This is a genomic window from Pseudomonas sp. HLMP (assembly GCF_046365545.1).
GTDB lineage: Bacteria > Pseudomonadota > Gammaproteobacteria > Pseudomonadales > Pseudomonadaceae > Aquipseudomonas > Aquipseudomonas guariconensis_B.
This window is the reverse complement of record NZ_JBDLLR010000001.1, coordinates 3,513,395-3,538,102: the sequence shown is the minus strand read 5'-3', so window position 1 is coordinate 3,538,102 and position 24,708 is coordinate 3,513,395. Positions and strand designations below refer to the sequence as shown.

Annotated in this window: 22 protein-coding genes and 1 pseudogene; 14 read left to right on the top strand and 9 right to left on the bottom strand. The window is 65.3% G+C overall.

The window, feature by feature from the left end; all coding sequences use genetic code 11:
* The first annotated feature begins 2 nt into the window (after nucleotides 1–2).
* The gene (locus ABFA30_RS16405) at nucleotides 3–1,007 is read left to right on the top strand and encodes an amidohydrolase family protein (RefSeq protein WP_410045685.1); all 1,005 of its coding nucleotides are present in this window, start codon (nucleotides 3–5) and stop codon (nucleotides 1,005–1,007) included.
* Nucleotides 1,008–1,128: 121 nt separating this feature from the next.
* Here ABFA30_RS16405 and fabB read toward each other — a convergent pair whose 3' ends face one another.
* The 5 genes from fabB to ABFA30_RS16380 form a co-directional block, all read right to left on the bottom strand.
* Nucleotides 1,129–2,349 carry a beta-ketoacyl-ACP synthase I gene (fabB, locus tag ABFA30_RS16400; protein ID WP_225790397.1) on the bottom strand — a complete coding sequence of 407 codons (1,221 nt, stop codon included), beginning with the start codon at nucleotides 2,347–2,349 and terminating at the stop codon, nucleotides 1,129–1,131.
* Between the two features lie 11 nt (nucleotides 2,350–2,360).
* The gene (gene fabA / locus ABFA30_RS16395) at nucleotides 2,361–2,876 is read right to left on the bottom strand and encodes a 3-hydroxyacyl-[acyl-carrier-protein] dehydratase FabA (RefSeq protein ID WP_028690473.1); all 516 of its coding nucleotides are present in this window, start codon (nucleotides 2,874–2,876) and stop codon (nucleotides 2,361–2,363) included.
* A 207-nt stretch (nucleotides 2,877–3,083) separates the two neighbouring features.
* Nucleotides 3,084–5,015, bottom strand: a complete 1,932-nt coding sequence (locus tag ABFA30_RS16390) for a response regulator (protein WP_410045684.1) — start codon at nucleotides 5,013–5,015, stop codon at nucleotides 3,084–3,086.
* Complete coding sequence (locus tag ABFA30_RS16385; RefSeq protein ID WP_225790399.1) at nucleotides 5,012–5,902, bottom strand: ABC transporter substrate-binding protein; 891 nt, start codon at nucleotides 5,900–5,902, stop codon at nucleotides 5,012–5,014. The genes ABFA30_RS16390 and ABFA30_RS16385 overlap by 4 nt, the downstream gene beginning before the upstream one ends.
* Entirely contained in the window at nucleotides 5,902–8,049 is a 2,148-nt protein-coding gene (locus ABFA30_RS16380; protein WP_225790400.1) for a TonB-dependent receptor plug domain-containing protein, read from the bottom strand. The genes ABFA30_RS16385 and ABFA30_RS16380 overlap by 1 nt, the downstream gene beginning before the upstream one ends.
* Nucleotides 8,050–8,229: 180 nt before the next feature.
* On the opposite strand from ABFA30_RS16380, the gene ABFA30_RS16375 reads away from it, so the two are divergent.
* The 13 genes from ABFA30_RS16375 to ABFA30_RS16315 all read left to right on the top strand — a co-directional run bounded on the left by ABFA30_RS16375 (nucleotide 8,230) and on the right by ABFA30_RS16315 (nucleotide 21,926).
* Nucleotides 8,230–9,255 (top strand): NAD(P)H-dependent glycerol-3-phosphate dehydrogenase, encoded by a 1,026-nt coding sequence (locus ABFA30_RS16375; RefSeq protein ID WP_410045683.1) that lies wholly within the window; start codon nucleotides 8,230–8,232, stop codon nucleotides 9,253–9,255.
* Nucleotides 9,256–9,268: 13 nt separating this feature from the next.
* Nucleotides 9,269–9,616, top strand: a complete 348-nt coding sequence (locus tag ABFA30_RS16370; RefSeq protein ID WP_225790402.1) for a DUF4389 domain-containing protein — start codon at nucleotides 9,269–9,271, stop codon at nucleotides 9,614–9,616.
* Nucleotides 9,613–10,071 carry a phosphohistidine phosphatase SixA gene (gene sixA, locus ABFA30_RS16365; RefSeq protein ID WP_253081567.1) on the top strand — a complete coding sequence of 153 codons (459 nt, stop codon included), beginning with the start codon at nucleotides 9,613–9,615 and terminating at the stop codon, nucleotides 10,069–10,071. The genes ABFA30_RS16370 and sixA overlap by 4 nt, the downstream gene beginning before the upstream one ends.
* A 185-nt stretch (nucleotides 10,072–10,256) precedes the next feature.
* Nucleotides 10,257–11,045: an alpha/beta fold hydrolase gene (locus ABFA30_RS16360; RefSeq protein ID WP_253091024.1), complete on the top strand. Its 789-nt coding sequence runs from the start codon at nucleotides 10,257–10,259 to the stop codon at nucleotides 11,043–11,045.
* Nucleotides 11,042–11,896, top strand: a complete 855-nt coding sequence (locus ABFA30_RS16355) for an alpha/beta hydrolase (RefSeq protein WP_253081568.1) — start codon at nucleotides 11,042–11,044, stop codon at nucleotides 11,894–11,896. The genes ABFA30_RS16360 and ABFA30_RS16355 overlap by 4 nt, the downstream gene beginning before the upstream one ends.
* Before the next feature lie 107 nt (nucleotides 11,897–12,003).
* Nucleotides 12,004–12,798 carry a DUF4892 domain-containing protein gene (locus ABFA30_RS16350; protein WP_225790405.1) on the top strand — a complete coding sequence of 265 codons (795 nt, stop codon included), beginning with the start codon at nucleotides 12,004–12,006 and terminating at the stop codon, nucleotides 12,796–12,798.
* Between the two features lie 12 nt (nucleotides 12,799–12,810).
* Nucleotides 12,811–13,863, top strand: coding sequence for an AI-2E family transporter (locus ABFA30_RS16345; RefSeq protein ID WP_225790406.1), 1,053 nt, complete (start codon nucleotides 12,811–12,813; stop codon nucleotides 13,861–13,863).
* A 208-nt stretch (nucleotides 13,864–14,071) separates the two neighbouring features.
* Nucleotides 14,072–14,161 (top strand): K(+)-transporting ATPase subunit F, encoded by a 90-nt coding sequence (kdpF, locus tag ABFA30_RS16340; RefSeq protein WP_225790407.1) that lies wholly within the window; start codon nucleotides 14,072–14,074, stop codon nucleotides 14,159–14,161.
* A gap of 9 nt (nucleotides 14,162–14,170) precedes the next feature.
* Nucleotides 14,171–15,865, top strand: a complete 1,695-nt coding sequence (gene kdpA / locus ABFA30_RS16335; protein WP_410045682.1) for a potassium-transporting ATPase subunit KdpA — start codon at nucleotides 14,171–14,173, stop codon at nucleotides 15,863–15,865.
* 10 nt (nucleotides 15,866–15,875) lie between these two features.
* A complete protein-coding gene (kdpB, locus tag ABFA30_RS16330; protein WP_410045681.1) occupies nucleotides 15,876–17,933 on the top strand; it encodes a potassium-transporting ATPase subunit KdpB in 2,058 nt (685 codons plus the stop codon).
* An 11-nt stretch (nucleotides 17,934–17,944) separates the two neighbouring features.
* Nucleotides 17,945–18,517, top strand: a complete 573-nt coding sequence (kdpC, locus tag ABFA30_RS16325; protein WP_410045680.1) for a potassium-transporting ATPase subunit KdpC — start codon at nucleotides 17,945–17,947, stop codon at nucleotides 18,515–18,517.
* 59 nt (nucleotides 18,518–18,576) lie between these two features.
* Nucleotides 18,577–21,231 (top strand): ATP-binding protein, encoded by a 2,655-nt coding sequence (locus tag ABFA30_RS16320; RefSeq protein WP_410045679.1) that lies wholly within the window; start codon nucleotides 18,577–18,579, stop codon nucleotides 21,229–21,231.
* On the top strand, nucleotides 21,228–21,926 hold the full coding sequence (locus ABFA30_RS16315; RefSeq protein WP_410045678.1) for a response regulator: 699 nt from the start codon (nucleotides 21,228–21,230) through the stop codon (nucleotides 21,924–21,926). Before ABFA30_RS16320 ends, ABFA30_RS16315 begins: the two co-directional genes overlap by 4 nt.
* A 185-nt stretch (nucleotides 21,927–22,111) precedes the next feature.
* Here the strand turns inward: ABFA30_RS16315 and ABFA30_RS16310 are convergent, their stop codons facing one another.
* The 4 genes and pseudogenes from ABFA30_RS16310 to ABFA30_RS16295 all read right to left on the bottom strand — a co-directional run.
* Entirely contained in the window at nucleotides 22,112–23,041 is a 930-nt protein-coding gene (locus tag ABFA30_RS16310) for a hypothetical protein (protein ID WP_410045677.1), read from the bottom strand.
* 232 nt (nucleotides 23,042–23,273) lie between these two features.
* On the bottom strand, nucleotides 23,274–23,399 hold the full coding sequence (locus ABFA30_RS16305) for a hypothetical protein (protein ID WP_410045676.1): 126 nt from the start codon (nucleotides 23,397–23,399) through the stop codon (nucleotides 23,274–23,276).
* A gap of 24 nt (nucleotides 23,400–23,423) precedes the next feature.
* On the bottom strand, nucleotides 23,424–24,353 hold the full coding sequence (locus tag ABFA30_RS16300) for a hypothetical protein (protein WP_410045675.1): 930 nt from the start codon (nucleotides 24,351–24,353) through the stop codon (nucleotides 23,424–23,426).
* Between the two features lie 2 nt (nucleotides 24,354–24,355).
* Nucleotides 24,356–24,708, bottom strand: a pseudogene (locus ABFA30_RS16295) (hypothetical protein); the annotation flags it as partial.

Sequence of the window (24,708 nt, the reverse complement as noted above, 5' to 3'; positions counted from 1 at the left end):
CCATGATCGCCAGAGCACTGGCCTGCTTGCTGTTGTCTGGAGGGCTGTGCCTGGCCGCGCAGGCACGTGACTACCGCTACAGTGACGCCCACTTGCATTACGTCGATTTCTTCCAGGAGAGCGAGGGCATGCCGGCCTTGCTCAAGGCCATGGACGAGGCGGGGATCGAGCAATCGATGATCTCGGGCATCCCGGTGGCCAAGAAATGGCACGAGGATGAGCCCAAGCGCCCACGCTATTACGCCGGGGATGATGCCGATGCCTACTGGTACAGCGCTACCGATGTTTATGTGGCGGCCGCCCTGGAGCGCCTGCCGCCGGAGCAACGGCGTCGCTTCCATCCGTTTCTCAGTGGCTTCAACCCGGTGGACAAGAACGCCGTCAGCCATATCGAGCGCATGCTCGACCTGTATCCCGGGCTCTGGCAGGGGATCGGCGAGGTCTTCACCCGCCACGACGACCTCACCGCCCTGACCACCGGCGACACCCCCAGGGCCAACAACGAGGCCATGACCCGGATCTACCACCTGGCGGCTGAGCGTGACCTGCCGGTATTGATCCACTCCAACGTCACTTCCAAGCGCGAGCGTAATCCGCTGTACCTGGCGGAAATCGAGGAGCCGCTGCGCAACCATCCGCATACCCGCTTCATCTGGGCCCATGCCGGGACCAGCATGGAGATCCACCGCCACCAGACGCGCATGAACTTCCTCCTGCCGCTGCTGGGCCGGCTGCTGGAGGACTATCCGAACCTGTATGTCGACCTGTCCTGGAGCGTGCTGGAGCCCTACCTGCTGGATGAGCAGGGCAAGCCCAGGCAGGCTTGGGTCGAGCTCGTGAAACGGTTTACCGATCGTTTCATGCTAGGGTCCGATGTGGTCGGGCGGTTCTCCAGCCTGGGGGAGCAGATGCACGCCTTCGACCCGTTCCTGGATGCCTTGCCGCCAGAGGTGGCGGACAAGGTGGCGCGGGGCAATTTCCTGGCGGTACTGCCCAAAGGGCATTGAGCGGTCTGGATGGTATTGGGGCGCGAAGCGGCCCCGCACAGGCTGTGAGGGCGGCCTGGGAGGCGGTACAAAAGAAAACGCCCCGAACCGGTCGGGGCGTTTTCAACAGGCCTTCAAGGCATCACTTGCCCTGCCAGCGCTTGAGCACCAGGGTGGCGTTGGTACCACCGAAGCCGAAGCTGTTGCTCATGACGGTGTCGACCTTGGCGTTTTCCTCGGTCTTGCACAGGATCGGCATGTCGGCGACTTCCGGGTCCAGTTCGTCGATGTTGGCGGAGCCGGCGATGAAGTTGTTTTCCATCATCAGCAGGCAGTAGATCGCCTCGTGGACACCGGCGGCGCCCAGGGAGTGACCGGACAGGCTCTTGGTCGAGCTGATCTTCGGTGCCTTATCGCCGAACACTTCGCGAACGCCCTTGATCTCGGCGACATCGCCGACCGGGGTCGAGGTGCCGTGGGTGTTCAGGTAGTCGATCGGGGCGTCGACGGTGGACAGCGCCTGCTGCATGCAGCGGATCGCGCCTTCGCCGCTCGGGGCGACCATGTCGTAGCCGTCGGAGGTGGCGCCGTAGCCGACGATCTCGGCATAGATCTTGGCGCCACGGGCCAGGGCGTGTTCCAGCTCCTCGACCACCACCATGCCACCACCGCCCGCGATGACGAAGCCATCACGGTCGGCGTCGTAGGCGCGCGAGGCCAGCTCCGGCGTCTCGTTGCGCTTGGTGGACAGGGCGCCCATGGCGTCGAACAGGAACGACTGGCTCCAGTGCTCTTCTTCACCGCCGCCGGCGAAGACGATGTCCTGCTTGCCCATCTGGATCTGCTCCATGGCGGTGCCGATGCAGTGTGCGCTGGTGGCGCAGGCCGAGGCGATGGAGTAGTTCAGGCCCTTGATCTTGAACGGCGTGGCCAGGCACGCCGAGACGGTGCTGCTCATGGTACGGGTGACGCGGTACGGGCCGACACGCTTGACGCCCTTCTCGCGCAGGATGTCCAGCGCTTCCATCTGGTTCAGGGTCGAGGCGCCGCCGCTGCCGGCGATCAGGCCGGTGCGCGGGTTGGACACCTGTTCTTCGGTCAGGCCCGAGTCCTTGATCGCCTGTTCCATGGCCAGGTAGGCATAGGCGGCGGCGTGGCCGACGAAGCGGAAGACCTTGCGGTCGATCAGTTCTTCGAGGTTGAGGTCGATGGAACCGGAAACCTGGCTACGCAGCCCCATTTCCTTGTATTCCGGGTTGAAACGAATGCCCGGACGGCTCTTGCGCAGGTTTTCGGTGACGGTAGCTTTGTCATTGCCCAGGCACGATACGATGCCCAGACCAGTGATAACGACGCGGCGCATGCGAATAACCCTTAGAAATTGTCAGTGGAGGTGAACACGCCGACCCGCAGGCCTTCGGCGGTGTAGATCTCGCGGCCATCGACGCTGACCGAGCCATCGGCGATGGCCATGTTCAGCTTGCCCTTCAGGACGCGCTTGATGTGAATGTTGTAGGTGACCTTCTTCGCTTCCGGCAGGACCTGGCCGAAGAACTTCACTTCACCTGAGCCCAGCGCACGGCCACGGCCCGGCAGGCCCTGCCAGCCGAGGAAGAAACCGACCAGCTGCCACATGGCGTCCAGGCCCAGGCAGCCCGGCATGACCGGATCGCCTTCGAAGTGGCAGGCGAAGAACCACAGGTCCGGATTGATATCCAGCTCGGCGACCAATTCACCTTTGCCGAACTTGCCGCCTTCCTCGCTGATATGGGTAATGCGATCGACCATCAGCATGTTCGGGGCGGGCAGTTGCGCATTACCGGGGCCGAACAGCTCACCGCGACTGCAGCGCAGCAGGTCTTCCCGAGTAAAGGCGTGTTGTTTGGTCATGCGAGCTCCTCAATAACCCCCTGCGGCAGGGGATGAATCTTCCCGGCCGGCCCGGAACCCTCTGAGTCCGGGGCGGCAGCCTACAGGTAGACTATTGCGTTGTGGTGAAAGTCACAGCGCACCTGGCAAAAGAAGTACAGGTGTGCACTGAAACCGGTATTTTCAGGCCCAGTGATGGGTTCTGTCCAGCCTCTAGACTGCCGCAATTTAGCTTTTATCGCCAGTCGCAGCTGTCTGCCCGGGCAGCCAACGTTGCAGGACCTGCTGCAGGTCGGTGCGCTTGAAGGGTTTGCTCAGGTAATCGTTCATCCCGATGGCCAGGCAGCGCTCGCGGTCGCCCTGCAGGGCATTGGCGGTCAGGGCGATGATCGGTACTTGGGCGCCGCGGGGTAGCAGGCGGATGCGCCGGGTGGCTTCGTAGCCGTCCATCCGGGGCAGGCGGCAGTCCATCAGCACGGCCGCGAACGACTGCTGCTGCACCTGCTCGATGGCCTGCAGGCCATCGAGCGCCACGCTGACATCGAAGCCCAGGCTACGCAGCATGGCCTCGATGACGCTCTGGTTGACCGGATTGTCCTCCACCAACAGGATCCGGCCGCCCAAGGCGGCAGGCCGGCCCTGCTCTACGTTGCCTGGGAGCAGGGCCGCAGGGGCGCTGGCCAAGGTCAGGGGGATCTCCAGGGTAAAGGTCGAGCCCAGGCCTTCACGGCTCTCGCCCCGCAAGCGGCCCCCCATGCGCTCGGCCAGGGTGCGGGCGATCGCCAGGCCCAGGCCGGTGCCGCCGTAGCGCCGGGAAATCGAGCTGTCGGCCTGCTGGAAGGCGACGAACATCATCTCCAGCCGTTCGTTGTCGATGCCGATACCGGTGTCGCGCACTGCACAGGTGAACCAGACCTGTTGCTGATCGAGCACCTGCCAGTGGGTCTGCACGTGCACTTCGCCTTGTTCGGTGAACTTCAGGGCGTTGCCGATCAGGTTCAGCAGGATCTGGCGGATCCGCGTCGGGTCGCCCGTCACCCCTAGCCGTTCGATCCCCGTCTGCTGTTGCAGGCGCAGGTCCAGGCCGCGCTGCTGGGCGCTGTGCTGGAACGACTGGACGCTGCTGGCGATCAGTTCGCCCAGGTTGAAGCCGATGTGTTCCAGCTCCAGGGCGGTGCGCTCGATCCGCGAGAAATCGAGGATGTCGTTGATCACCTTGAGCAGGTGGCTGGTGGATTCGCTGGCCACCGCGGTGTATTCGGCCTGTTCGCTGGTCAGCTGGGTGGTTTCCAGCAACTGCAGCATGCCGAGCACGCCATTCATGGGGGTGCGCAGCTCATGGCTCATCATCGCCAGGAAGTCCGACTTGGCCCGGTTGGCCTGCTCGGCCTCCTCGCGGGCCTGGATCAATTGCGCGATGGCCTGTTTCTGCTCGTGGCTGGCCTGCTCCAGGGCGCTGGCCAGGTTGTTGATGTGACGGGCCAGGTGGCCCAGTTCGCTGTCGTCGACCACCGGGACCGGCGCATTGAACTCGCCCTGCTGGATCGCCTTGACCGCGTGGCCCATGTCGCTGATCGGCTTGGCCAGGCTCCTGGCCAGGCGTCGCGCCAGCAGGAAGGTGAACAGCAGGGCGAACAGGGCGAGGATGCCGGCCTTGATGACGATTTCCTGCTGGCGCTGGCTGAAGGCATCGTCGGACATGCCGACGATCACCCGCCCGAGGTAATCGTCGCCGACGCTCGGGGTGGGCATGTCGCCCTGTTGCAGGAAGTCGTCGTCCAGGCGGATCTGCTGCAGGCGGATGGGGGCCTGGAACACTTCCACGCGCTGGGAGCGGCTGCTGTTCTCGCTGCCCTGTTCCACGTACACCAGGATGTGGTTGCGGCTGTCCTGCACCTCCAGGAAGCGCACGTGGGGAATGCTCAAGGTGGCCCGCATCAGGCTCTCCAGCACCTCGTTGTTGCCCGAGATCACCCCGTATTCGGAGGCCGGGGCCAGTTGGTTGGCGATCAGTTGGCCGGTGTGGTTGAGCTCCTGGCGCAGGTCCTGGATACGCACGAAGGTGAAGAAACTGATCAGCAGCAGGGTCAACAGGAGCGCTGGGCCCAGGCTGATGATCTGGGTACGGGTGTGGATGTCCCAGCTCAGGCGTCTGCTCATGGGGTGGGTTCTCCTTCGGCCAGGGCCAGGGCGGCGGCCTTCGGATCGATCGGCTCCAGGCCCAGGGCCCGTGCCACCTGCTGGTTGCCACTGACCCCGAAGTGCTCGGGGTAGAGGCTGCGCGGCCAGTGGGCCGGCGCCTGGTCGAGCAGCCGGTCGAGCACCGCCAGCCAGTCGTCCTGGTCGCTGTAGGTGCTGGCCAGGGCGCCGGCGCGGACGAAGCCGGCGCTCGGCCCGATCAAGGCCATTTGCCGGCCATAGCTGCTGAGCAGCACGTTCTTGGCGGTCGTGGAGTTGTACAGGTGGGGGTCGTCGATGCCCAGCAGCACGTCGCTGCTACCCAGCAGGTGCTGCAACGGACGACTGTCGCGCGGGTCGGGCCAGTCCTGGGCGACGATCTCCAGGCCCAGCGGGCTGGCGGCCAGGCGCAGTTCGTCGAGCAGGAAGCGGCTGTGCTCGCCGTACAGCACCCCGACCCGTCGTGCCTGGGGCAGCAGGTAGCGGGTCAGGCGCAGTTGCCGGGCCGGGGGCGGGTCGCTCCACAGCAGGCTGAGGAAGACCGGGCGGGCCTTGCCCAGGCGCTGTTCGGCCTGCACCCGGCTGACCCGCAAGGCCAGGGCGGGTGGCCCGGCCGCCTCGGTCATGCGCCAGTCGAGGGCGACGCCGTCGAGCAGCACCAGGCGGATGTCGGCTTTCAACTGGCCCGGGCGTGGCAGCTCGGCCACTGTCTGGAAACGTACTTGGTCGTGGCTGCGACGTGCATCCAGGGCCGCGACGAAGCTGCGGATACCGGGCTGGTCTTCGGCGCCGACCAGCAGGACTTCGCCGGCCGACAGCGACCCCAGCGGCCACAGGCATAACAGCAGCAGGCCCAGCAGCCGGCGCATCAGAACTCAAGCTCCGCGCTGACGCTCAGGCGGTGGCGGCTGTCATAGCGGTTCTGCGGGGCGGTGATCGGCTCGTCGTCCAGGCGCTGCTGCCAGAGCGCGGCCAGTTCCAGGCTGGTGCCCTGCAGGCGAATGCGCTTGGCCAAGCGCAGGTCGAGGCGCTCGTAGCGGTATTGGTTGAGGGCGTCGTCGCCATAGTAGAACAGCGCGCTGGACCAGCCGTCGCCCCAGTCGCGCATCCACCCGGCCGAGCCACTGTTGCGGGCACTGAGACGGCGGTCGGCGGGATTGCTGGCCCAGGCGTCGACATAGGCATAGGTCAGGCGCAAGCGGTCGTGCAGGGTAGGGCGCCAGTCCAGTTGCGCCTCGCTGCCGCTGAAACGGGCCTTGTTGGCATTGCTGGCGATGTATTGGTTGTTGCGCAGCGGCTCGCTGATCATGCCGGTGATCTCGTCATAGAACAGCTTCACGTCCATGCTCAGGTCGATGTCGCTGAAGTGGCCGTTGTAGCCCAGCTCCCGCGAGCGCATGCGCTCCTGGTCGAGGTTGCCCGGGCCACGGGTCTTGACGAAATACTCGGCGTGCTGCTGGCCGAACGCGGTGGGGCTGAGGTTGTTGACCCGGTAGCTCCAGTTGACGTTGTTCTCGAACATGTCGGGCGAGCGCACCGCTTCGGAGTACACCGCGCGCAGGCCGTGGCGCGGGGTGATCAGGTAGTTGACCGCCAGGCGCGGGGTCAGTGAGCTGCCGGAGAGGCGGGTGTCCTCGAACATCGCCCCACCCTGGAGGATCCAATGCTCATCGGCGCGCCATTCCAACTGGCCGAACAGGCGCCAGGTCTGGTCGTCCAGGGCGCCGTTGAAATAGGTCTGCGAATCGGCCCGGTCGTAGCGGTAGTTCATGCCGCTGAGCAAGCGCAGGTTGTCGGTCAGGCTGAGGGTGTCCTGGATCTCCAGGTCGTAGCGGGTCTCGCGGGTGCTCTGGTCGACGTCGCCGCACACCACCTGCTTGCCGCCGAGGTTGTCCCACTGGTTCTTGATCTGGTCGCGCAGGGCCTGCTGCACCGGGTCGCTGCTGTTGGGCGGGTCGAAAGCCCGGCGGGCCACCTGCTCGGCGTAGTCGGGGTTCAGTTGCCACAACCGGGTCAGTTCGGGGCTGAACGCCAGGGCCGCGTCACAGGCACGCCACACCTGCTGGCGGTCGAAGTGCTGGGCCGAGCCCTGGACGTACAGGCTGTGCTCGGGGTTGAAATCGATGTTCCAGCGCACCGAACCTGCGTAGTCCTTGGCGTTGACGTCGGCGTTGTCGCCACGGGCGGTGACGAAGGGAAACACCGGCTCGTAGGTGTAGGGTCGCTGGTTGCTGCCTTCCTTGGCCGCCAGTTGCCATTCCAGGGTCTGGTTGGGCGCCAGGTTGTGGCTGACGCTGAGGTTGAAGCGGTTCAGGCGTCGGCTGTCGCGGTAGTCCTGGCCGAACTGGTCGCTGTCGAAGCCGTCGTCCTGCATGCCGGACAGCGACAGGCGCAGGTCGCCACCGTCCCAGCCGAAACCATGGCTGACGTAGTAGTCGTTGATGCCGTCCTGGCCGCGGGTGACCTTCAGCCGCGTGCCATGGCTGTCGGCGGGGTTGCGGGTGAGGATGTTGACCACCGCCATCAGGGCGTTGGCGCCGTAGCTGACGGTATTGGGGCCACGGAACACTTCGATCCGCTCGATGTCTTCCATTGCCAGCGGGATGTCGCTCCAGTCCACCGTGGCCAAGCCAGCGCGGTACACCGAGCGGCCATCGATCAGTACCTGCATGCGCCGGGCGTCGTTGACGTTGCTGCCGTGGTAATTGACCGTCGGCTGGTTGCCGGCGCCATAGCCGATCATCATCCCCGGCACCAGGCGCATGAGCTCGGGAATGTCTCGGGCGCCGCTGGCACGGATCAGCTCGCGGTCGAGCACGGTCATGCTGCCGGGCACCGCCGCGGGGGACTGTTTCAGGCGGGTGGCGGTCAGAATCTGTGGCAGGTCCTGGTTGTCGAGGAACAGGTCGTCGGCCACGGCCGGCCCGCCCACCAGGGCAGTCAGCAATAGCAGGCGAGGGAAGGGTGGCGTGCCAGGGAACACGGTACGGCCTTGTTTCAGGGATGAGTCAGGCATGTTAACCGACCGTGGGGGTTTTTCCAGTCGGGCGGTGAGACACAAGCCACAAGCTGCAAGCTGCAAGGAAAAGCGGGGGTGGCTTCGGGTTGGGAGAGCGAGACGCTGGTTCTGGCGTAAGCGCGCCGTATAATGCTCCGGTCGCCACTTACATTTATATATTGGTTTAATGGATTGAATATGACTGAACAGCAACCTGTTGCAGTTCTGGGAGGCGGTAGCTTCGGTACCGCCGTGGCGAACCTGCTGGCGGAGAACGGTGTCCCGGTGCGGCAGTGGATGCGCGACCCGGAACAGGCCGAGGCCATGCGCCTGAACCGCGAGAACCCGCGCTACCTCAAGGGCATCCGCCTGCTGGAGGGCGTCGAGCCGGTCAATGACCTGCTGGCCACCCTGCAGGCCTGTGAACTGGTCTTCGTCGCCCTGCCATCCAGCGCCTTGCGCGTCGTGCTGGGGCCCCATGCCGAGCTGTTGCGTGGCAAATGCCTGGTCAGCCTGACCAAGGGCATCGAGGCGCAGAGCTTCAAGCTGATGAGCCAGATCCTCGAAGAGATCGCACCCCAGGCCCGCATCGGTGTGCTCTCAGGGCCGAACCTGGCCCGCGAGATCGCCGAGCATGCCCTGACCGCCACCGTGGTCGCCAGCGAGGACGAGGCGCTCTGCCAGCGCGTGCAGGCCGTCCTGCACGGGCGCACCTTCCGCGTCTACGCCAGTGCCGACCGCTTCGGCGTCGAGCTCGGCGGTGCGCTGAAGAACGTCTATGCGATCATCGCCGGCATGGCCGTGGCCCTGGGCATGGGCGAAAACACCAAGAGCATGCTGATTACCCGCGCCCTGGCGGAAATGACCCGCTTCGCCGTGAGCCTGGGCGCCAACCCCATGACCTTCCTCGGCCTCGCCGGCGTGGGCGACCTGATCGTCACCTGCTCCTCACCCAAGAGCCGCAACTACCAGGTCGGCCATGCCCTGGGCCAGGGCCTGACCCTGGAGCAGGCGGTCAGCCGCCTGGGCGAGGTGGCCGAGGGCGTCAACACCCTCAAGGTGCTCAAGGCCAAGGCCCAGCAGATGCAGGTCTACATGCCGCTGGTGGCGGGGCTGCACGCCATCCTGTTCGAGGGGCGCACGCTGAACCAGGTGATCGAGCACCTGATGCGTGCCGAGCCCAAGACCGATGTCGATTTCATTTCCACCAGCGGTTTCAACTGATCCGGAGCACGACATGAACGACACTGCCAACCGCGCCCAGCGCGAATCGATCATCCTGCGGGTGCTGTGGATGCTGGTTTTCCTGGTGATCTGGCAACTGGCCGAACTGTTGCTCGGTGGCCTGGTGCTGGTCCAGCTGATCTATCGCCTGATCTATGGCGCACCCAGCGCCAGCCTGATGAACTTCGGCGACAGCCTGAGCCAGTACCTGGCGCAGATTGGCCGCTTCGGCACCTTCCACAGCGACCAGAAACCCTGGCCGTTCGCCGACTGGCCGGCGCCACGCGCCCCTGAGGGCGAGACGCCGCATGCGGTGGCGCCGGCGGCGCATCCGGTGCGCGACGAGGAGCCGAAGCTGTGAAGGTCTGGGTGCTGCGCCATGGCGAGGCCGAGCCGCGTGCCAACAGCGATGCCGAGCGGCGCCTGACCGCCCACGGCCGCGAGCAGGTCCTGCGCAGCGCTGCACGCCTACTGGGCCAGCCACTGCAGGCGATCCTTGCCAGCCCCTACGTGCGGGCGCAGCAGACCGCGGCGCTGGTGCACGAGGCCCTCGGTTTCGCCGAGCCGGTGCGCACCGTGCCCTGGCTCACGTCCGACCACGATGCCGGGCAGGTGATCGGCGAGCTGGAGCGCCTGGGGCTGGAGCAGGTGCTGCTGGTCAGCCACCAGCCGCTGGTGGGGACTTTGGTTGGCCTGTTGGAGCATGGCCATGGCCAGCAGCCGGCGCCGATGAGCACTGCCAGCCTGGCCGAGCTGGAGGGGGACTGGCCGCTGGCGGGGGTGATGACGTTGCGTGGCCTGTATCATCCTGGTTGAGGCTTGGCTATAGCGGCCCCAGCATTTGCCAAACCCAGCGCTGTAGAAGGGGTAGACCCTAAAGCGCGCTGGCGGTCCAGGCCGCAAATGACCTGATCGTCATGGGCGATGACCTTTCCGAACGTTGCCGCCCCGGCGCACCTTGCCGACAATGGGCCATCATCCCCCACGCGGACCCGGCGGTCATGTCGCAGCAGATCTTCTTCGCCCACGCCAACGGCTTCCCTTCGGCCACTTACGGCAAGCTGTTCGCTGCCCTGGCGCCGGACTACCAGGTCCGGCACCTGGCGCAGCATGCCCACGACCCGCGCTTCCCGGTGAACGACAACTGGCAGAACCTGGTCGACGAACTGCTGCACCACCTAGCCCGCCAGGACCAGCCGGTATGGGGTGTCGGGCATTCCCTCGGCGGGGTGCTGCACCTGCATGCCGCCCTGCGTTGCCCACAGTACTACCGCGGCGTGGTGATGCTCGACTCGCCAGTGCTGACCCGCGCTGACCAGTGGCTGATCCGCGCAGCCAAGCGCTTCGGTTTCATCGACCGGATCACCCCGGCCGGCCGTACCCTGGGCCGACGCGAGGCCTTCGCCGACCGTGATAGCGCACGGGCCTACTTCGCCAGCAAGACATTGTTCCGGCACTTCGATCCCGAGTGCTTGGAGGCCTACCTGGAGCATGGCCTGCAGGCTGGCCAGGAGGGGCTGCACCTGCGCTTCGACCCCGCCACGGAGATCCGTATCTACCGCAGCATCCCCCATGTCAGCCCGGCACCGGCGCGTCAGTTGCAGGTGCCGTTGGCGATGGTCCGTGGCGATCGCAGCCGAGTGATCCGCCGCCATCACGCCCTGGCGGTGCGGGGCATGCCACGGGGCGAGTACCATTGTGTGCCGGGTGGGCACATGTTCCCGCTGGAGCGGCCAGACGATACCGCCAGCCTGATCAAGGGGCTGTTCGACCGCTGGAGCCAGGCATGAGCGCCCAGGTCGAGGAGATCCGCCTGAGCCTGGGCCATATCGAACTGGCGGCGCACCTGTTCGGCCCGGCCGATGGCGTGCCGGTGATCGCCCTGCATGGCTGGTTGGACAACGCCAACAGCTTCGTCCGCCTGGCGCCACGGTTGAAGGGCCTGCGCATCGTCGCCCTGGACCTGGCCGGGCACGGCTACTCCGAGCATCGTCCGCCCGGCGCCGGCTACGCCCTGGCCGACTATGCCCATGACGTGCTGCGGGTTGCCGAGCAACTGGGCTGGCCGCGTTTCGGCCTGCTCGGGCATTCGCTGGGGGCGATCATCTCGGTGCAGCTGGCCGGCGCCTTGCCGGAGCGGGTCAGCCACCTGGCGTTGATCGATGGCGTCCTCCCGCCCACGGCGGACGAGCAGGGCGCCGCCGAACGCCTGGGGATGGCGCTGCAGGCGCAACTGCGCCTGGAGGGCAAGCGCAAGTCGGTCTACGCGACCCTGGAAGAAGGTGTGCAGGCGCGGATGAAGGGCATGGTCGCGGTCAGCCGTGAAGCCGCCGAACTGCTCGCCCAGCGCGGCCTGATGCCGGTGCCGGGCGGCTACAGCTGGCGCAGCGACAGCCGCTTGACCTTGCCGTCGGCGGTGCGTTTGAACCACGCCCAGGCCATGGCCTTCGTGCAGCGGGTCAGTTGCCCGGCCTGCCTGGTGGTGGCCGCTGACGGCATGCTCGCTCGCCACACGGCGTTGTTGGAGCAGCTACCCTTTGAGCAGGCCATGCTACCCGGGGGCCATCACCTGCACCTGAACGACGAACAGGGGGCAGCCCTTGTTGCAGACTGTTTCAATCGCTTCTTCGGCTTTTCTTGACTTGCACCGGACAAGTGTCGAGGCTTGGCGGGTTGAACAGGGAGACAACCACACATGCCAGACATCCATGAGCTTTTCACCGGCGCCGCCTGCGGCAAGGGTGGCCGATGAGCGCGCGTGCCCCCATTCGTACCTTCATCGTCGGCTGCCTGGGCTTCGCCAGCCCACTGCTGTGGGCCGCTAGCCTGCCGGTACCGGTGGATGCCAAGGTGGTCGACCAGCGCCCGGCGGTGGAGCAGGAGCGGGTCTACCCCATGGGAGGACTGCGCAGGATCAGTGGGCGGCTGCGGGTCGAGGAGAAGGTCGAGAGCCGTGGCCTGGTCAGTTCCGTCACCTACGAGTTGCCTGTCGAGCGCACCGCCCGCGAGGCGTTCACCAGTGCCCGCGAAGCCCTGCAGCGCGAGGGCGGCTATCCGCTGTTCTGGTGCCAGGGGCGTGACTGCGGCGAGGCCAGCCTGTGGGCCAACCAGGTGTTCGGCAATGCTCGCCTCAACGGCGGCGACGAGCAGCAGGCGTTCATCCTCCTGCGTCGCTCCGCCGAAGAGGCCGATACCCTGGTCGCGCTCTACAGCGTGACCCGTGGCAACCGCCGGGCCTACCTGCATGTCGAGGAGTTCGTCGCCAGCAGCCCGCTGGGCGAACTGCTGCCGACCCCGGCCACGGTGCTGCGCGAACTGCGCGACACCGGCAAGCTGGACTACCCTGATCTTGCCTCCCCGCAACCGGCCTGGGTGGCCTTGCTCGGGCGCAGCCTGAACCTGGACAGCACCCTGCGCGCCAGCCTCAGCGGCAGCGAGGCCGAGGCCTGGCGCGAGGAGCTGGTCAAGGCCGGCGTGCGCAGCGCCCGCCTGGAGGTGGGGGAGGCGACGACGACCGGGCTGCACCTGGAACTGATCCGTTGAGTGAGCGCCGGCATGGCCAACAATGACCGCCTGTTGATCCAGATCCTCCTGCTGGCCTTGCTGGGCGCCGGCCTGTGGGTGATGGCACCGTTCATCTCGGCGCTGCTCTGGGGCGCCATCCTGGCGTTCGCCAGCTGGCCGCTGATGCGTCTGCTCACCCGGGCGCTGGGTGGGCGCGAAACCCTTGCCGCCAGCCTGTTGACGGCGGCGTGGATTCTCGTGGTGGCCTTGCCCCTGGTGTGGCTGGGTTTCAACCTGGCCGACCATATCCGCGATGCCACCGCCTTCGTGCGGGACGTGCAGGTCGACGGCCTGCCTGATGCACCGGCCTGGCTGGGCAGTATCCCCTTCGTCGGCGAGCGCCTGGTCGGTTGGTGGGAGTCCCTCGACCAGCAAGGCGCGGCCCTGCTGGCCTCGGCCAAGCCCTACCTGGGCCAGGTGGGTAACTGGTTGCTGGCGCGCAGTGCGCAGATCGGCAGCGGTGTCCTCGAGCTGACCTTGAGCCTGGTCTTCGTGTTCTTCTTCTACCGTGACGGCCCGCGCCTGGCGGCCTTCGTCCTGCGCCTGCTGCAGCGGCTGATGGGCGAGCGCGCCGAGTACTACCTCGACCTGGTGGCCGCCACGGTGCAACGGGTGGTCAACGGCGTGATCGGCACCGCCGCGGCCCAGGGCCTGCTGGCGATGATCGGTTTCCTGATCGCCGGCGTGCCGGGGGCCATCGTCCTTGGCCTGGTCACCTTCATGCTCAGCCTGATCCCCATGGGCCCGCCGCTGGCCTGGATCCCCGCCACCGCCTGGCTGGCGTGGAAGGGCGAGTACGGCATGGCGGTGTTCCTCGGGATCTGGGGCACCTTCATCATCAGCGGCGTGGACAACGTACTCAAGCCGTACCTGATCAGCCGTGGCGGCAACCTGCCGCTGGTGATCGTCCTGCTCGGCGTCTTCGGCGGCTTGATCGCCTTCGGTTTCATCGGCCTGTTCATCGGCCCGACCCTGTTGGCGGTGGGCTACAGCCTGCTGCTCGACTGGAGTCGCAACGTTGGGCAGCAAACACCGCAACGGTAAGCTGCAAGCTGCAAGCTGCAAGCTGCAAGAAAAAGCGAGACCGAGTGAGCAACACGATCCGCTTTTGCTTGCAGCTTGCGGCTCTGAACTGCGCCGAAACCTTTACGCATTCTTTATGCCCTGAGACCCGCTCCGGCCTCGTTCCTTTACGCCCCGTTCTTCGACAATTTCCCTGAAGCGGCCGACGCCGCAAGAAGGGGAGATTCGCATGAACAGGCTCGATGAGGTGTCGCTGCTCCTGGCAGTGGCGTTGGCGGTGTACCTGCTGGTGGCGCTGCTGCGCGCCGATCGCGGCTAGGGGGCGGCCATGCACGGTCATGACTTCGCATTGCTGCTGGCCTTCTTCGCCATCGTGCTGCTGCCAGCGCCCTGGCTTGGGCGTTTCTACTACAAGGTGATGGAAGGCCAGCGCACCTGGCTGTCGCCGATCCTCGGCCCGTTGGAGCGGGCCTGTTACCGCTTGGCCGGGGTGCGCGCCGACCAGGAGCAGAACTGGAAGCAGTACGCCCTGGCCCTGCTGACCTTCAACCTGGTCGGCTTCGTGCTGTTGTTCGCCTTGTTGTCGCTGCAGGGCCACCTGCCGCTCAACCCGCAGCACCTGCCCGGCCAGGAGTGGTCGCTGGCGTTCAACACCGCGGTGAGCTTCGTCACCAACACCAACTGGCAGGCCTACAGTGGCGAGGCGTCGCTCAGCTACCTGAGCCAGATGCTCGGCCTGACCGTGCAGAACTTCGTCAGCGCGGCTACCGGCCTTGCCGTGCTGGTCGCCTTGTGCCGGGGGATCACCCGGCGTTCGGCTTCGACCCTGGGCAACTTCTGGGTCGACATGACCCGCGCCACCCTCTATGGCCTGCTGCCGTTGTGCCTGCTGCTGGCACTGGCGCTGGTCTGGCAGGGCGTACCGCAGACCTTCGCCGACGCTGTTCAGGCCATGACCTTGCAAGGTCATGAGCAGACCATCCCCCTGGGGCCAGCCGCCAGCCAGATCGCCATCAAGCAGTTGGGTACCAACGGTGGTGGCTTCTTCGGCAGCAATTCGGCACATCCCTTCGAGAACCCCACGGCCTGGAGCAACCTGTTCGAGGTGGCCTCGATCATCCTCATCCCTGTGGCCCTGGTCTTCATGTTCGGCCACTACGTCAAGGACCTGCGCCAAAGCCGGGCGATCCTCGCCTGCATGCTCGCTCTGTTCCTGATGGGCAGCAGCGTCGCGCTGTGGTCCGAGCACCAGCCCAACCCGGCCCTGGACAGCGTCCAGGTGCAGCAGGAGGCACCGCTGGAAGGCAAGGAAAGCCGCGTCGGCATCACCGGCTCGGTACTCTGGACAGTGACCACCACCGCGGCTTCCAACGGCTCGGTCAACGCCATGCACGACAGCCTCAACCCGCTCACCGGCCTGGTGGCCATGCTCGACATGATGGTCGGCGAGGTGATCTTCGGCGGTGTCGGCGCAGGGCTGTACGGCATGTTGCTGTTCGTGTTGATCACGGTGTTCCTGGCCGGGCTGATGATCGGCCGCACGCCGGAGTACCTGGGCAAGAAGCTGCAGGCCCGCGAGGTGCAGTTGCTGGTGGCGAGCCTGCTGGTGATGCCGGTCGGCGTGCTGGTGCTGGGGGCGATCGCGGCGAGCCTGCCGAGCGCTGCCGGTGCGGTCAGCAACCCGGGCGCCCATGGCTTCAGCCAACTGCTGTATGCCTACACCTCCGGCACCGCCAACAACGGCTCGGCCTTCGTTGGCTTCGGCGCCAACACGGTCTTCCACAACCTGATGATCGGCCTGGCCATGCTCATCGGCCGCTTCGGCTACATCCTGCCGGTACTGGCCCTGGCCGGTAGCCTGGCGGCGAAGACGAGCGCGCCCCAGGGGCTGAACAGCTTCCCCACCCATGGCCCGCTGTTCGCCACCCTGCTGTTGCTGACCATCCTACTGGTGGGCGGCCTGACCTTCCTGCCAACCCTGGCCCTTGGGCCGATCGCCGAACACCTGAGCCTTGGTTTCTGAGGAACGCACCATGAACATGCCCATTTCTGAAGTGAAAGCGCAGCGTGGCGGGGCGGATCACACCCGTTTTTCCGCGCTCTGGCGCCCGGCCCTGGTGCAGGCGTTTCTCAAACTCGACCCCCGCCAGCTCAAGCGCTCGCCGGTGATGTTGGTGGTGGCCCTGACGGCCACCCTCACCAGCGTACTGTGCGCCGTGCCTGGCAGCGGTGTCGGTACTGGCGTGGCGCTGCAGATCACCCTGTGGCTGTGGTTCACGGTATTGTTCGCCAACTTCGCCGAGGCGCTGGCCGAAGGCCGTGGCAGGGCCCGCGCCGACAGCCTCAAGGCGGGCAGCCAGGGCATGAGTGCCCGGCGCCGCACCGCCAGCGGCGATTTCGAACAGGTATCGGCCAGCGAATTGCGCAAGGACGATGTGGTCAAGGTGCTGGCCGGTGAGCTGATCCCCGGCGATGGCGAAGTGCTCGGGGGCATCGCCGCGGTCAACGAGGCCGCCATCACCGGCGAGTCCGCCCCGGTGATCCGCGAGTCCGGGGGCGACCGCTCGGCGGTGACCGGCAACACCCGCCTGGTTTCCGACTGGCTGCTGGTGCGCATCACCAGCAACCCCGGCGAGTCGACCCTGGACCGCATGATCGCCCTGGTCGAAGGTGCCAAGCGGCAGAAGACGCCCAACGAGATCGCCCTGGACATTCTGCTGATCGGCCTCACCCTGATCTTTCTGATCGTGGTGGTGACCCTGCAGCCATTCGCGCATTTCGCCGGCGGCAGCCTGCCGCTGATCTTCCTCGCCGCCTTGTTGGTGACTTTGATACCGACCACGATCGGCGGCCTGCTCTCGGCCATCGGCATCGCCGGCATGGACCGCCTGGTCCGGTTGAACGTCATCGCCCGTTCCGGCCGCGCCGTGGAGGCCGCCGGCGACGTGCACACGCTGATGCTCGACAAGACTGGCACCATCACCTTCGGCAACCGCCGTTGCAGTGCCGTGCACCCCGCGCCGGGCGTCAGCGCCCGCGAGCTGGGGGAGGGTGCCTTGCTCGCCTCGCTGGCCGACGACACCGCCGAGGGCAAGTCGATCGTCGAGTACCTGCGCCAGCGGCAGGACGTGATCGAGCCGCCTGGCGAGCAGCCGTTCGAACCGATCGCCTTCAGCGCCGAAACCCGCCTGTCGGGCGTCGATTTCCAGCAGCGCCGCTATCGCAAGGGCGCCGTCGACGCGGTACTGGCCTTCGTGGGTTTGCCACGCGAGGAAATGCCGGTGCCCCTGGCCCGTGAAATCGAGCGCATCGCCCAGGGTGGCGGTACGCCGTTGCTGGTCTGCCTCGACACGCGCCTGTTGGGGGTGATCCACCTCAAGGATGTGGTCAAGCCCGGTATCCGCGAGCGCTTCGCCGAGTTGCGCAAACTTGGCATCCGTACCGTGATGGTGACGGGCGACAACCCGCTGACTGCCGCCGCCATCGCAGCCGAGGCGGGCGTGGACGATGTGCTGGCCGAGGCCACGCCGGAGAAGAAGCTGGCGCGCATCCGCCAGGAGCAGAACGAAGGCCGTCTGGTAGCCATGTGCGGCGACGGCGCCAACGACGCCCCGGCACTGGCCCAGGCCGATGTCGGCATGGCCATGAACGATGGCACCCAGGCAGCCCGCGAGGCGGCCAACATGGTCGACCTGGACAGCGACCCGACCAAGCTGCTGGATGTGGTCCAGGTGGGCAAGGAGCTGCTGGTTACCCGCGGCGCACTGACCACCTTCTCCATCGCCAACGACGTGGCCAAGTACTTCGCCATCCTGCCGGCGCTGTTCGCCTCGATCCACCCACAACTGGGCGTGCTCAACCTGATGCACCTGGCCAGCCCACGGAGCGCGATCCTCTCGGCGATCGTGTTCAACGCGCTGATCATCATCGTGCTGATCCCGCTGGCCCTGCGCGGTGTGCGGGTACAGGCGGCGAGCGCGGCGCACCTGTTGCGGCGCAACCTGCTGATCTACGGCATGGGTGGGATCATCGTGCCGTTCGCCGGCATCAAGCTGATCGACCTCTTGCTCAATGCCTTGCACCTGGTTTGAAGGAGATGAACATGAACCCTTGTGTACGCCCAGCCGTGAGCCTGATCCTGCTGATGAGCCTGGTCACCGGCGTGCTCTACCCCTTGCTGGTGACCGGCATCGCCCAGGCCGCCTTCCCCGGGCAAGCCAACGGCAGCCTGGTCCGCGACGAGCAGGGCCGGGTGCGCGGTTCGCTGCTGATCGCCCAGGGTTTCACGGGGGATGCCTGGTTCCAGGCACGCCCTTCGGCGGCCGGCTATGCCACGCTCCCCAGCGGTGCCAGCAACCTGTCGCCCAGCAACCCAGCACTGGCCGAGCGGGTCCGGGCCGATGCCGGTGCGCTGTACCAGGCGCAGCAGGGGCCGGTGCCCCTGGCGCTGCTGACCACCTCCGGCAGCGGCCTGGACCCGCACCTGCCGCCCGAGGCGATCGCCTACCAACTCCCTCGTGTGGCGGCGGCGCGCCAGGTTGCGGTGGAGCGCTTGCAAGTGCTGGTGGATGAGGCCACCCTGCAGCCATTGGTCGGCCCGCCGGTGGTCAACGTGCTGGCTCTGAACCGGGCCTTGGAACGCCTGGCGCCAGTTGGCGACAATGCCGTACGTTGATGTTGGGGCCGCGAAGCAGGCCCAGGACTCCTGATCGCCGTACACGTAAAGGATGCAACATGAGTGATTCCGCCCGCGCCGATGCGCTGCTGGCGAGCCTGCCGCGCGAGGGGCGCGGCAAGCTCAAGGTGTTTCTCGGGGCCGCGCCCGGTGTGGGCAAGACCTACGCCATGCTGCAGGCTGCACATGCCCAGCAGCGCCAGGGGGTACGGGTGCTGGCCGGGGTCGTCGAGACCCACGGCCGCGCCGAGACCGAGGCGCTGCTCGGCGGCCTGGCGCAGCAACCCTTGCTACGCAGCGAATACCGTGGGGTGATCCTCGAGGAAATGGACCTGGACGGCTTGCTCGAGGTCGCTCCCTCCCTCGTGTTGGTCGATGAACTGGCGCACACCAATGCCCCGGGCAGCCGTCATGCCAAGCGCTGGCAGGATGTCCAGGAGTTGCTGGGCAGCGGCATCGACGTGTACACCACGGTCAACGTCCAGCACCTGGAGAGCCTCAACGACAAGGTGCGCGACATCACTGGCGTGCAGGTGCGCGAGACCGTACCGGACTGGGTCCTGCAGGAGGCCTTCGAGCTGGTACTGATCGACCTGCCGCCGCGCGAGCTGCTCGAGCGCTTGCGCGAGGGCAAGGTCTATGTGCCGGAGCAGGCGCGGGCGGCGATCGATGCCTTCTTCTCCCAGACCAACCTCACCGCCCTGCGCGAACTGGCCATGCAAACCGCCGCGGCCCAGGTCGATGCCGACCTGGCCCACGGCTATCGCCAGCGTGGCCAGGAGGCACCGGCCCTGCGCGGGCGTCTGCTGGTCGGTGTCGACAGCGACGACCAGGCCGAGCGCCTGGTGCGTCATGCCAGCCGGGTGGCGCAACGCCGCCACCTGCCCTGGAGCATGGTCCATGTGGACAGCGGCCGCCTGCGCGACGAAACCGCGCGCCAGTGCTTGCAGGCGGCCCAGCAACTGGCCGAACGCCTGGGGGGCGAGGTGGTGGTGCTGCGTGGGGGCGAAGTGGCGCGAACCCTCATCCAGCATGCCACCGAGCGTCGGGCCAGCCTGGTGTTGGTGGGGCAATCCCGCAATCGCCTGCGACGACGCTTCTTCGGGGCCGGTGTGGCAGCGCGCTTGCTGCGCGAAAGCCATGGCCTGGAGATCAACGTGCTCGACCGCGATGAACAACCGCAGCCGGTGCGGTTGGCGGTCAAACGGGTCTGGGCCTGGCGTCACTACGTGCTGGCGCTACTGGCCACCGCGCTGGCCTCTGGCCTGGCGTGGGCGGTGTCGAGCGTGCTGGCCTTGCCCAACATTTCCCTGGTGTTCCTCGCCGCGGTGCTGATGGTGGCGGTGCGCAGCAGCCTGGGCCCGGCCCTGGTGTGCGCGGCGCTGTCGTTCCTGGCCTACGCCTTCTTGTTCATTCCACCGAACTTCTCCTTGAGCATCCAGCGCGAAGAGGACGTGCTGACCTTGATGTTCTTCCTGTTCATGGCCGCGCTGACCGGCAACCTGGCCACGCGCCAGCGCCGCCAGTTGCAGGCCCTGCGCGAAACCCAGGCCGAAACCAGCCAATTGCTCGAGCTGTCGCGGCGATTGACCGTGGCCACCGACCGCCAGGCGGTCTTCAACGCCGCCGGCCAGCACTTGGGCGGCTGGCAGGACGTGCAGGTGTGCCTGTTGGAGCGCGACGGCGAAGGATTGCTGCGGGTAGCCGGCGGCCAGGCGTCGTCATTCACCGACAACGAACGCGCCGCTGCCGAGTGGGCCTGGCAGCATGGCCAGGCCGCCGGCCATGGCAGCGACACCTTGCCCCATGGCCGCTGGTGGTGGTGGCCGTTGTCGGTGGAGGCGCAGCCGTTGGCCCTGCTCGGCGTGCTGCCGCGTTCCGGCGAACCGTTGAGCGCCCAGCGCCGGCGACTGCTCATGGCCCTTGGCGAGCCGCTGGCCCAGGCGCTGGCGCGGGCCAGGCTGGCCGAGCAGCTGGAGGCGGCGCGGCTGCAGGGCGAAACCGAGCAACTGCGCAGCGCCTTGCTGGCCTCCGTCTCCCACGACCTGCGCACGCCCCTGACGGCCATGCGCGGCAGTATCGACAGCCTGCTCGCCCTGGGTGACGCGATCTCCCCCGATGACCGCCGGGACTTGCTGGAAGGCACTCGCAACGAGGCCGAGCGCCTGGACCGCTACATCCAGAACCTGCTGGACATGACCCGCCTGGGCCATGGCGGCCTGAAGCTCGCCCGTGACTGGGTCGCACCGGCGGACATCGTCGGCAGCGCACTGAATCGCCTGCGTGTGGTGCTGGCGCCGTTGCGCGTGCACACCGAGGTGCCCGCCGAGCTGCCGTTACTGTTCGTGCACGCGGCGTTGATCGAGCAGGCGCTGGTCAACGTGCTGGAGAATGCCGCGCGCTTCTCGCCGGCCAAGGGGCGCCTGGAGCTGCGGGTCACGACGCAGGACGAGCAGTTGTGTTTCGCTGTCAGCGACCAGGGGCCGGGCATTCCGGTGGCCGAGCGGGAAAAGATCTTCGACATGTTCTACACCGCGGCGCGTGGTGACCGGGGAGGGCAAGGCACCGGCTTGGGCTTGGCCATCTGCCAAGGCATGATCGGTGCCCATGGCGGGCGGATCCTGGTCGGCGAAGGCATCGATGGCCAGGGCACCTGCATCACTCTATGCTTGCCGTTGCCCACTCAACCTGAGCCTGAACGCGAAACCCCATGAGCCAGCCCGCCACCCTCCTGGTCATCGACGACGAGCCGCAGATCCGCAAGTTCCTGCGTATCAGCCTGGTGTCCCAGGGCTACAAGGTGATCGAAGCCGCCACCGGTGGCGAGGGTTTGGCCCAGGCCGCCCTCGCGCGGCCCGACCTGGTGGTGCTGGACCTGGGGTTGCCGGACATGGACGGCCAGCAGGTCTTGCGCGAGCTACGCGAGTGGAGTGCGGTGCCGGTGATGGTGCTGTCGGTGCGGGCCAGCGAGGTGCAGAAGGTCGATGCCCTGGACGGTGGGGCCAATGACTATGTGACCAAGCCGTTTGGCATCCAGGAGTTCCTTGCGCGCATCCGCGCCTTGCTTCGTCACGCCCCGCAAACCGGTGCCGTGGAGTCGGTAGCGAGCTTCGGCCCGCTGACCGTGGATTTCGCCTACCGCAAAGTGATGCTCGACGGCGTCGAGGTGCCCCTGACCCGCAAGGAGTACGCCTTGCTGGCACAACTGGCGGCGCATCCCGGGCGGGTGATCACCCAGCAGCAACTGCTCAAGGACATCTGGGGGCCGACTCATGTGGACGATACCCACTACCTGCGGATCGTCGTGGCGCATGTGCGGCAGAAGCTCGGCGATGACCCGACCGCGCCCCGCTTCATCGTCACCGAGGCAGGGGTGGGCTATCGGTTGGTGGCGCCTGGGCAGCCGTGAGGTCCAGGCTGAAGTCGCCTGGCTTCATCGATGCGATGTACTGCCGCGCAGAGAACATACGGCTGACGAAGGGCCCTGTGGGAGCGGGCTTGCCCGCGATCACCGACAAAGTCGGTGCCATACACCCCGATGCTTATTTCGTGGAGCCCGCACGGTGCCGAAGTGATTTTTGGCCTAGACATGGCTCAGGGTTCTGTTTGCAGGATGACTTCGAGCAGGCCTTGCGGAACAGCCTTGGGGTCGAACCTTCGAGCGGCCAACAGGAAACGTTCGAGCAGCTCATCTTTTTCGAAGCGCGTTCCTGGCGGGCAGGTCAGTGCGGCGTAGGGCGTTTTCATCAAGGGGTGATCGATGAACGGGTTGGCTAGCCCCAAAGAGCGACGCAGGTTGAGGATGGCCAGGATTTCGGCGGGGTAGACCGCTTCGAAGGGGGAGCCGAATTCGAAGTTGCCGGAGTCGAGTTCGCGGGAGGTCAGGGCGATGCGTTCGACATGGGTATCGCAGGCGGCGAGTAGAACGGGAAGCAGCTTCTCGGGATCGGGCTCGCGCCAGTGGGCGACCAGTTGGCCCCAGGCGGGGTCGCGGGGCAGGGCATGTTTGTCGAGGTCGAGCGGTTTGCCGAGCCAGTCGCCGATGATGGTCAGGCCGAAGGCGGCGTAGCGTAGGGTGGTGCCGAGGGGTAAGTTGTGACCGTCACGAACGCCGTAGCCGTTCTCAAGGCCAGCGAAAACAGCCCGGTGGAAGGGCTCGATCAGACTGAATTGGCCTGTGGCTAATGCACACAGCATTATGTGAGTAATGCCATCTAAATCGTCAAAGCTTATATTTCGAGTGCCTTGGAGTCTCTTGATTAGTATCGAGTTGGCTACTACTAATATTCTGGTGCCCGCGGCTATCTGCTTTTTTGATGTTGTGGATGAGTTGGAAAGTGTTTGAAAAGCTTTTCCGATCTGGTTCATGCCAAGCATGAAAAATTCGTCGGCCGCAATTCCGACGGAACCGCCGCGCTCTACGTAGTTTGTGATGTTGTTGATGTCTTGGGGAAGCTCGCTAAGTGCCCAGGAGTGGATTGTGTTCAGGCTTTTTATAAGGCGTGCTTGTGGTTTTTTAATCATGTGAAGTCCATTTGTTGAGTTGTATTTCGGTTACATTTCCTGTCAGGGGTGTCTATTGGCGTGTGTTATTTATGAGGTTCTGTTGTCGGTTAATTTTCATGTGTTGTTTTTAACTTGGAAGCAAAGGCGAGGTCGGCTTGCATTAATGTCTCTGCTTTCCATCCTTGGTGCTGCTTACTTATTAAGTCTTTGATACGTTGCAACCTCTCAGCGCCTCCGACCGCCTGGCTTTTCAGAAACCAGGTGTCTTGCTCTTATCCAGCGTCGTCTTCGCCTCGATTACCAATAACGTCCCTTCTTCAAACCGCATCTCTTCCACCGGCGCCACCCCCTTCAATCCATCGATGTGATGGCGCATTTCATTGGTCGTCGGATTCCTCACTCAGCTTGCCGTGTTCGTTTGCAGCACGGCTTCATAGAGACCCTCCGGAACAGCCTCGGGATCGTATTTTCGAGCGGCCAACAGGAAACGTTCGAGCAGCTCATCTTTTTCGAAGCGCGTTCCTGGCGGGCAGGTCAGTGCGGCGTAGGGCGTTTTCATCAACGGGTGATCGATGAAAGGGTTGGCCAGACCCAAAGAGCGGCGCAGGTTGAGGATGGCCAGGATTTCGGCGGGGTAGACCGCTTCGAAGGGGGAGCCGAATTCGAAGTTGCCGGAGTCGAGTTCACGGGAGGTCAGGGCGATGCGCTCGACATGGGTATCGCAGGCGGCGAGTAGAACGGGAAGCAGTTTCTCGGGATCGGGCTCGCGCCAGTGGGCGACCAGTTGGCCCCAGGCGGGGTCGCGGGGTAGGGCATGTTTGTCGAGGTCGAGCGGTTTGCCGAGCCAGTCGCCGATGATGGCCAGGCCGAAGGCGGCGTAGCGCAGGGTGGTGCCGAGGGGTAAGTTGTGACCGTCGCGAACCCCGTAGCCGTTATTCAGCCCTTTGAAAACAGTGCTATGAAAAGGCTCTATAAATTGATGCTGTCCGGTTGCAACGGCACATAGCATGAGATGGGTTATACCATCAAGGGAGTCAGTGTCTGGTTGCTTGGTGTTTTTAAGTAGCTCAATTAGAGTGGCATCGCTAACAACCATTCGGATTGTTCCGGTTGTTATGTTTTTCTGGGCCAGTGATGTCATGCCTTTAGGAGCCTGTAAAAGACCTTTCTTAATTTCAATAAGTCCCAGTCTGAATAAGTCATCGCAAGCCAATCCCAAGTCGGAGGTGTCTGCAATATAGTTGTCAAGTCTAATAGGCTGGTAAAGGTGTTTGTCAGTAGCCCAGTCATCTAAAGATCGTAGACTGCGTTGCAAGCGGTTTCTCATCATGGTTAGTTCCAGAGATTTATCTGTATGCCGTTGGGTGGGGTGGTTAGCCTGCTGGGGTTCCCCTTTGTGTCGAAAAAAACCTGTGCGTGGACGTATTGGGATTTTCCCGATCTTGTGGACGCTGCAATAGCCTGTACTTTTTCCAAAAAATCGGGGTCGTAGTCTTGCAGTTTGTCTAACTGCCATGCGCCTTTATCTTTTTTGATCAGCTCCTGAATTCGTTGCAAATTTTCAGCACCTCCGACCGCTTGGGTCTTCAGAAACCCAGGCGTCTTGCTTTTCCCCAGCGTCGTCTTCACCTCGATCACCAACAACGTTCCTTCTTCAAACCGCATCTCTTCCACCGGCGCCGTTC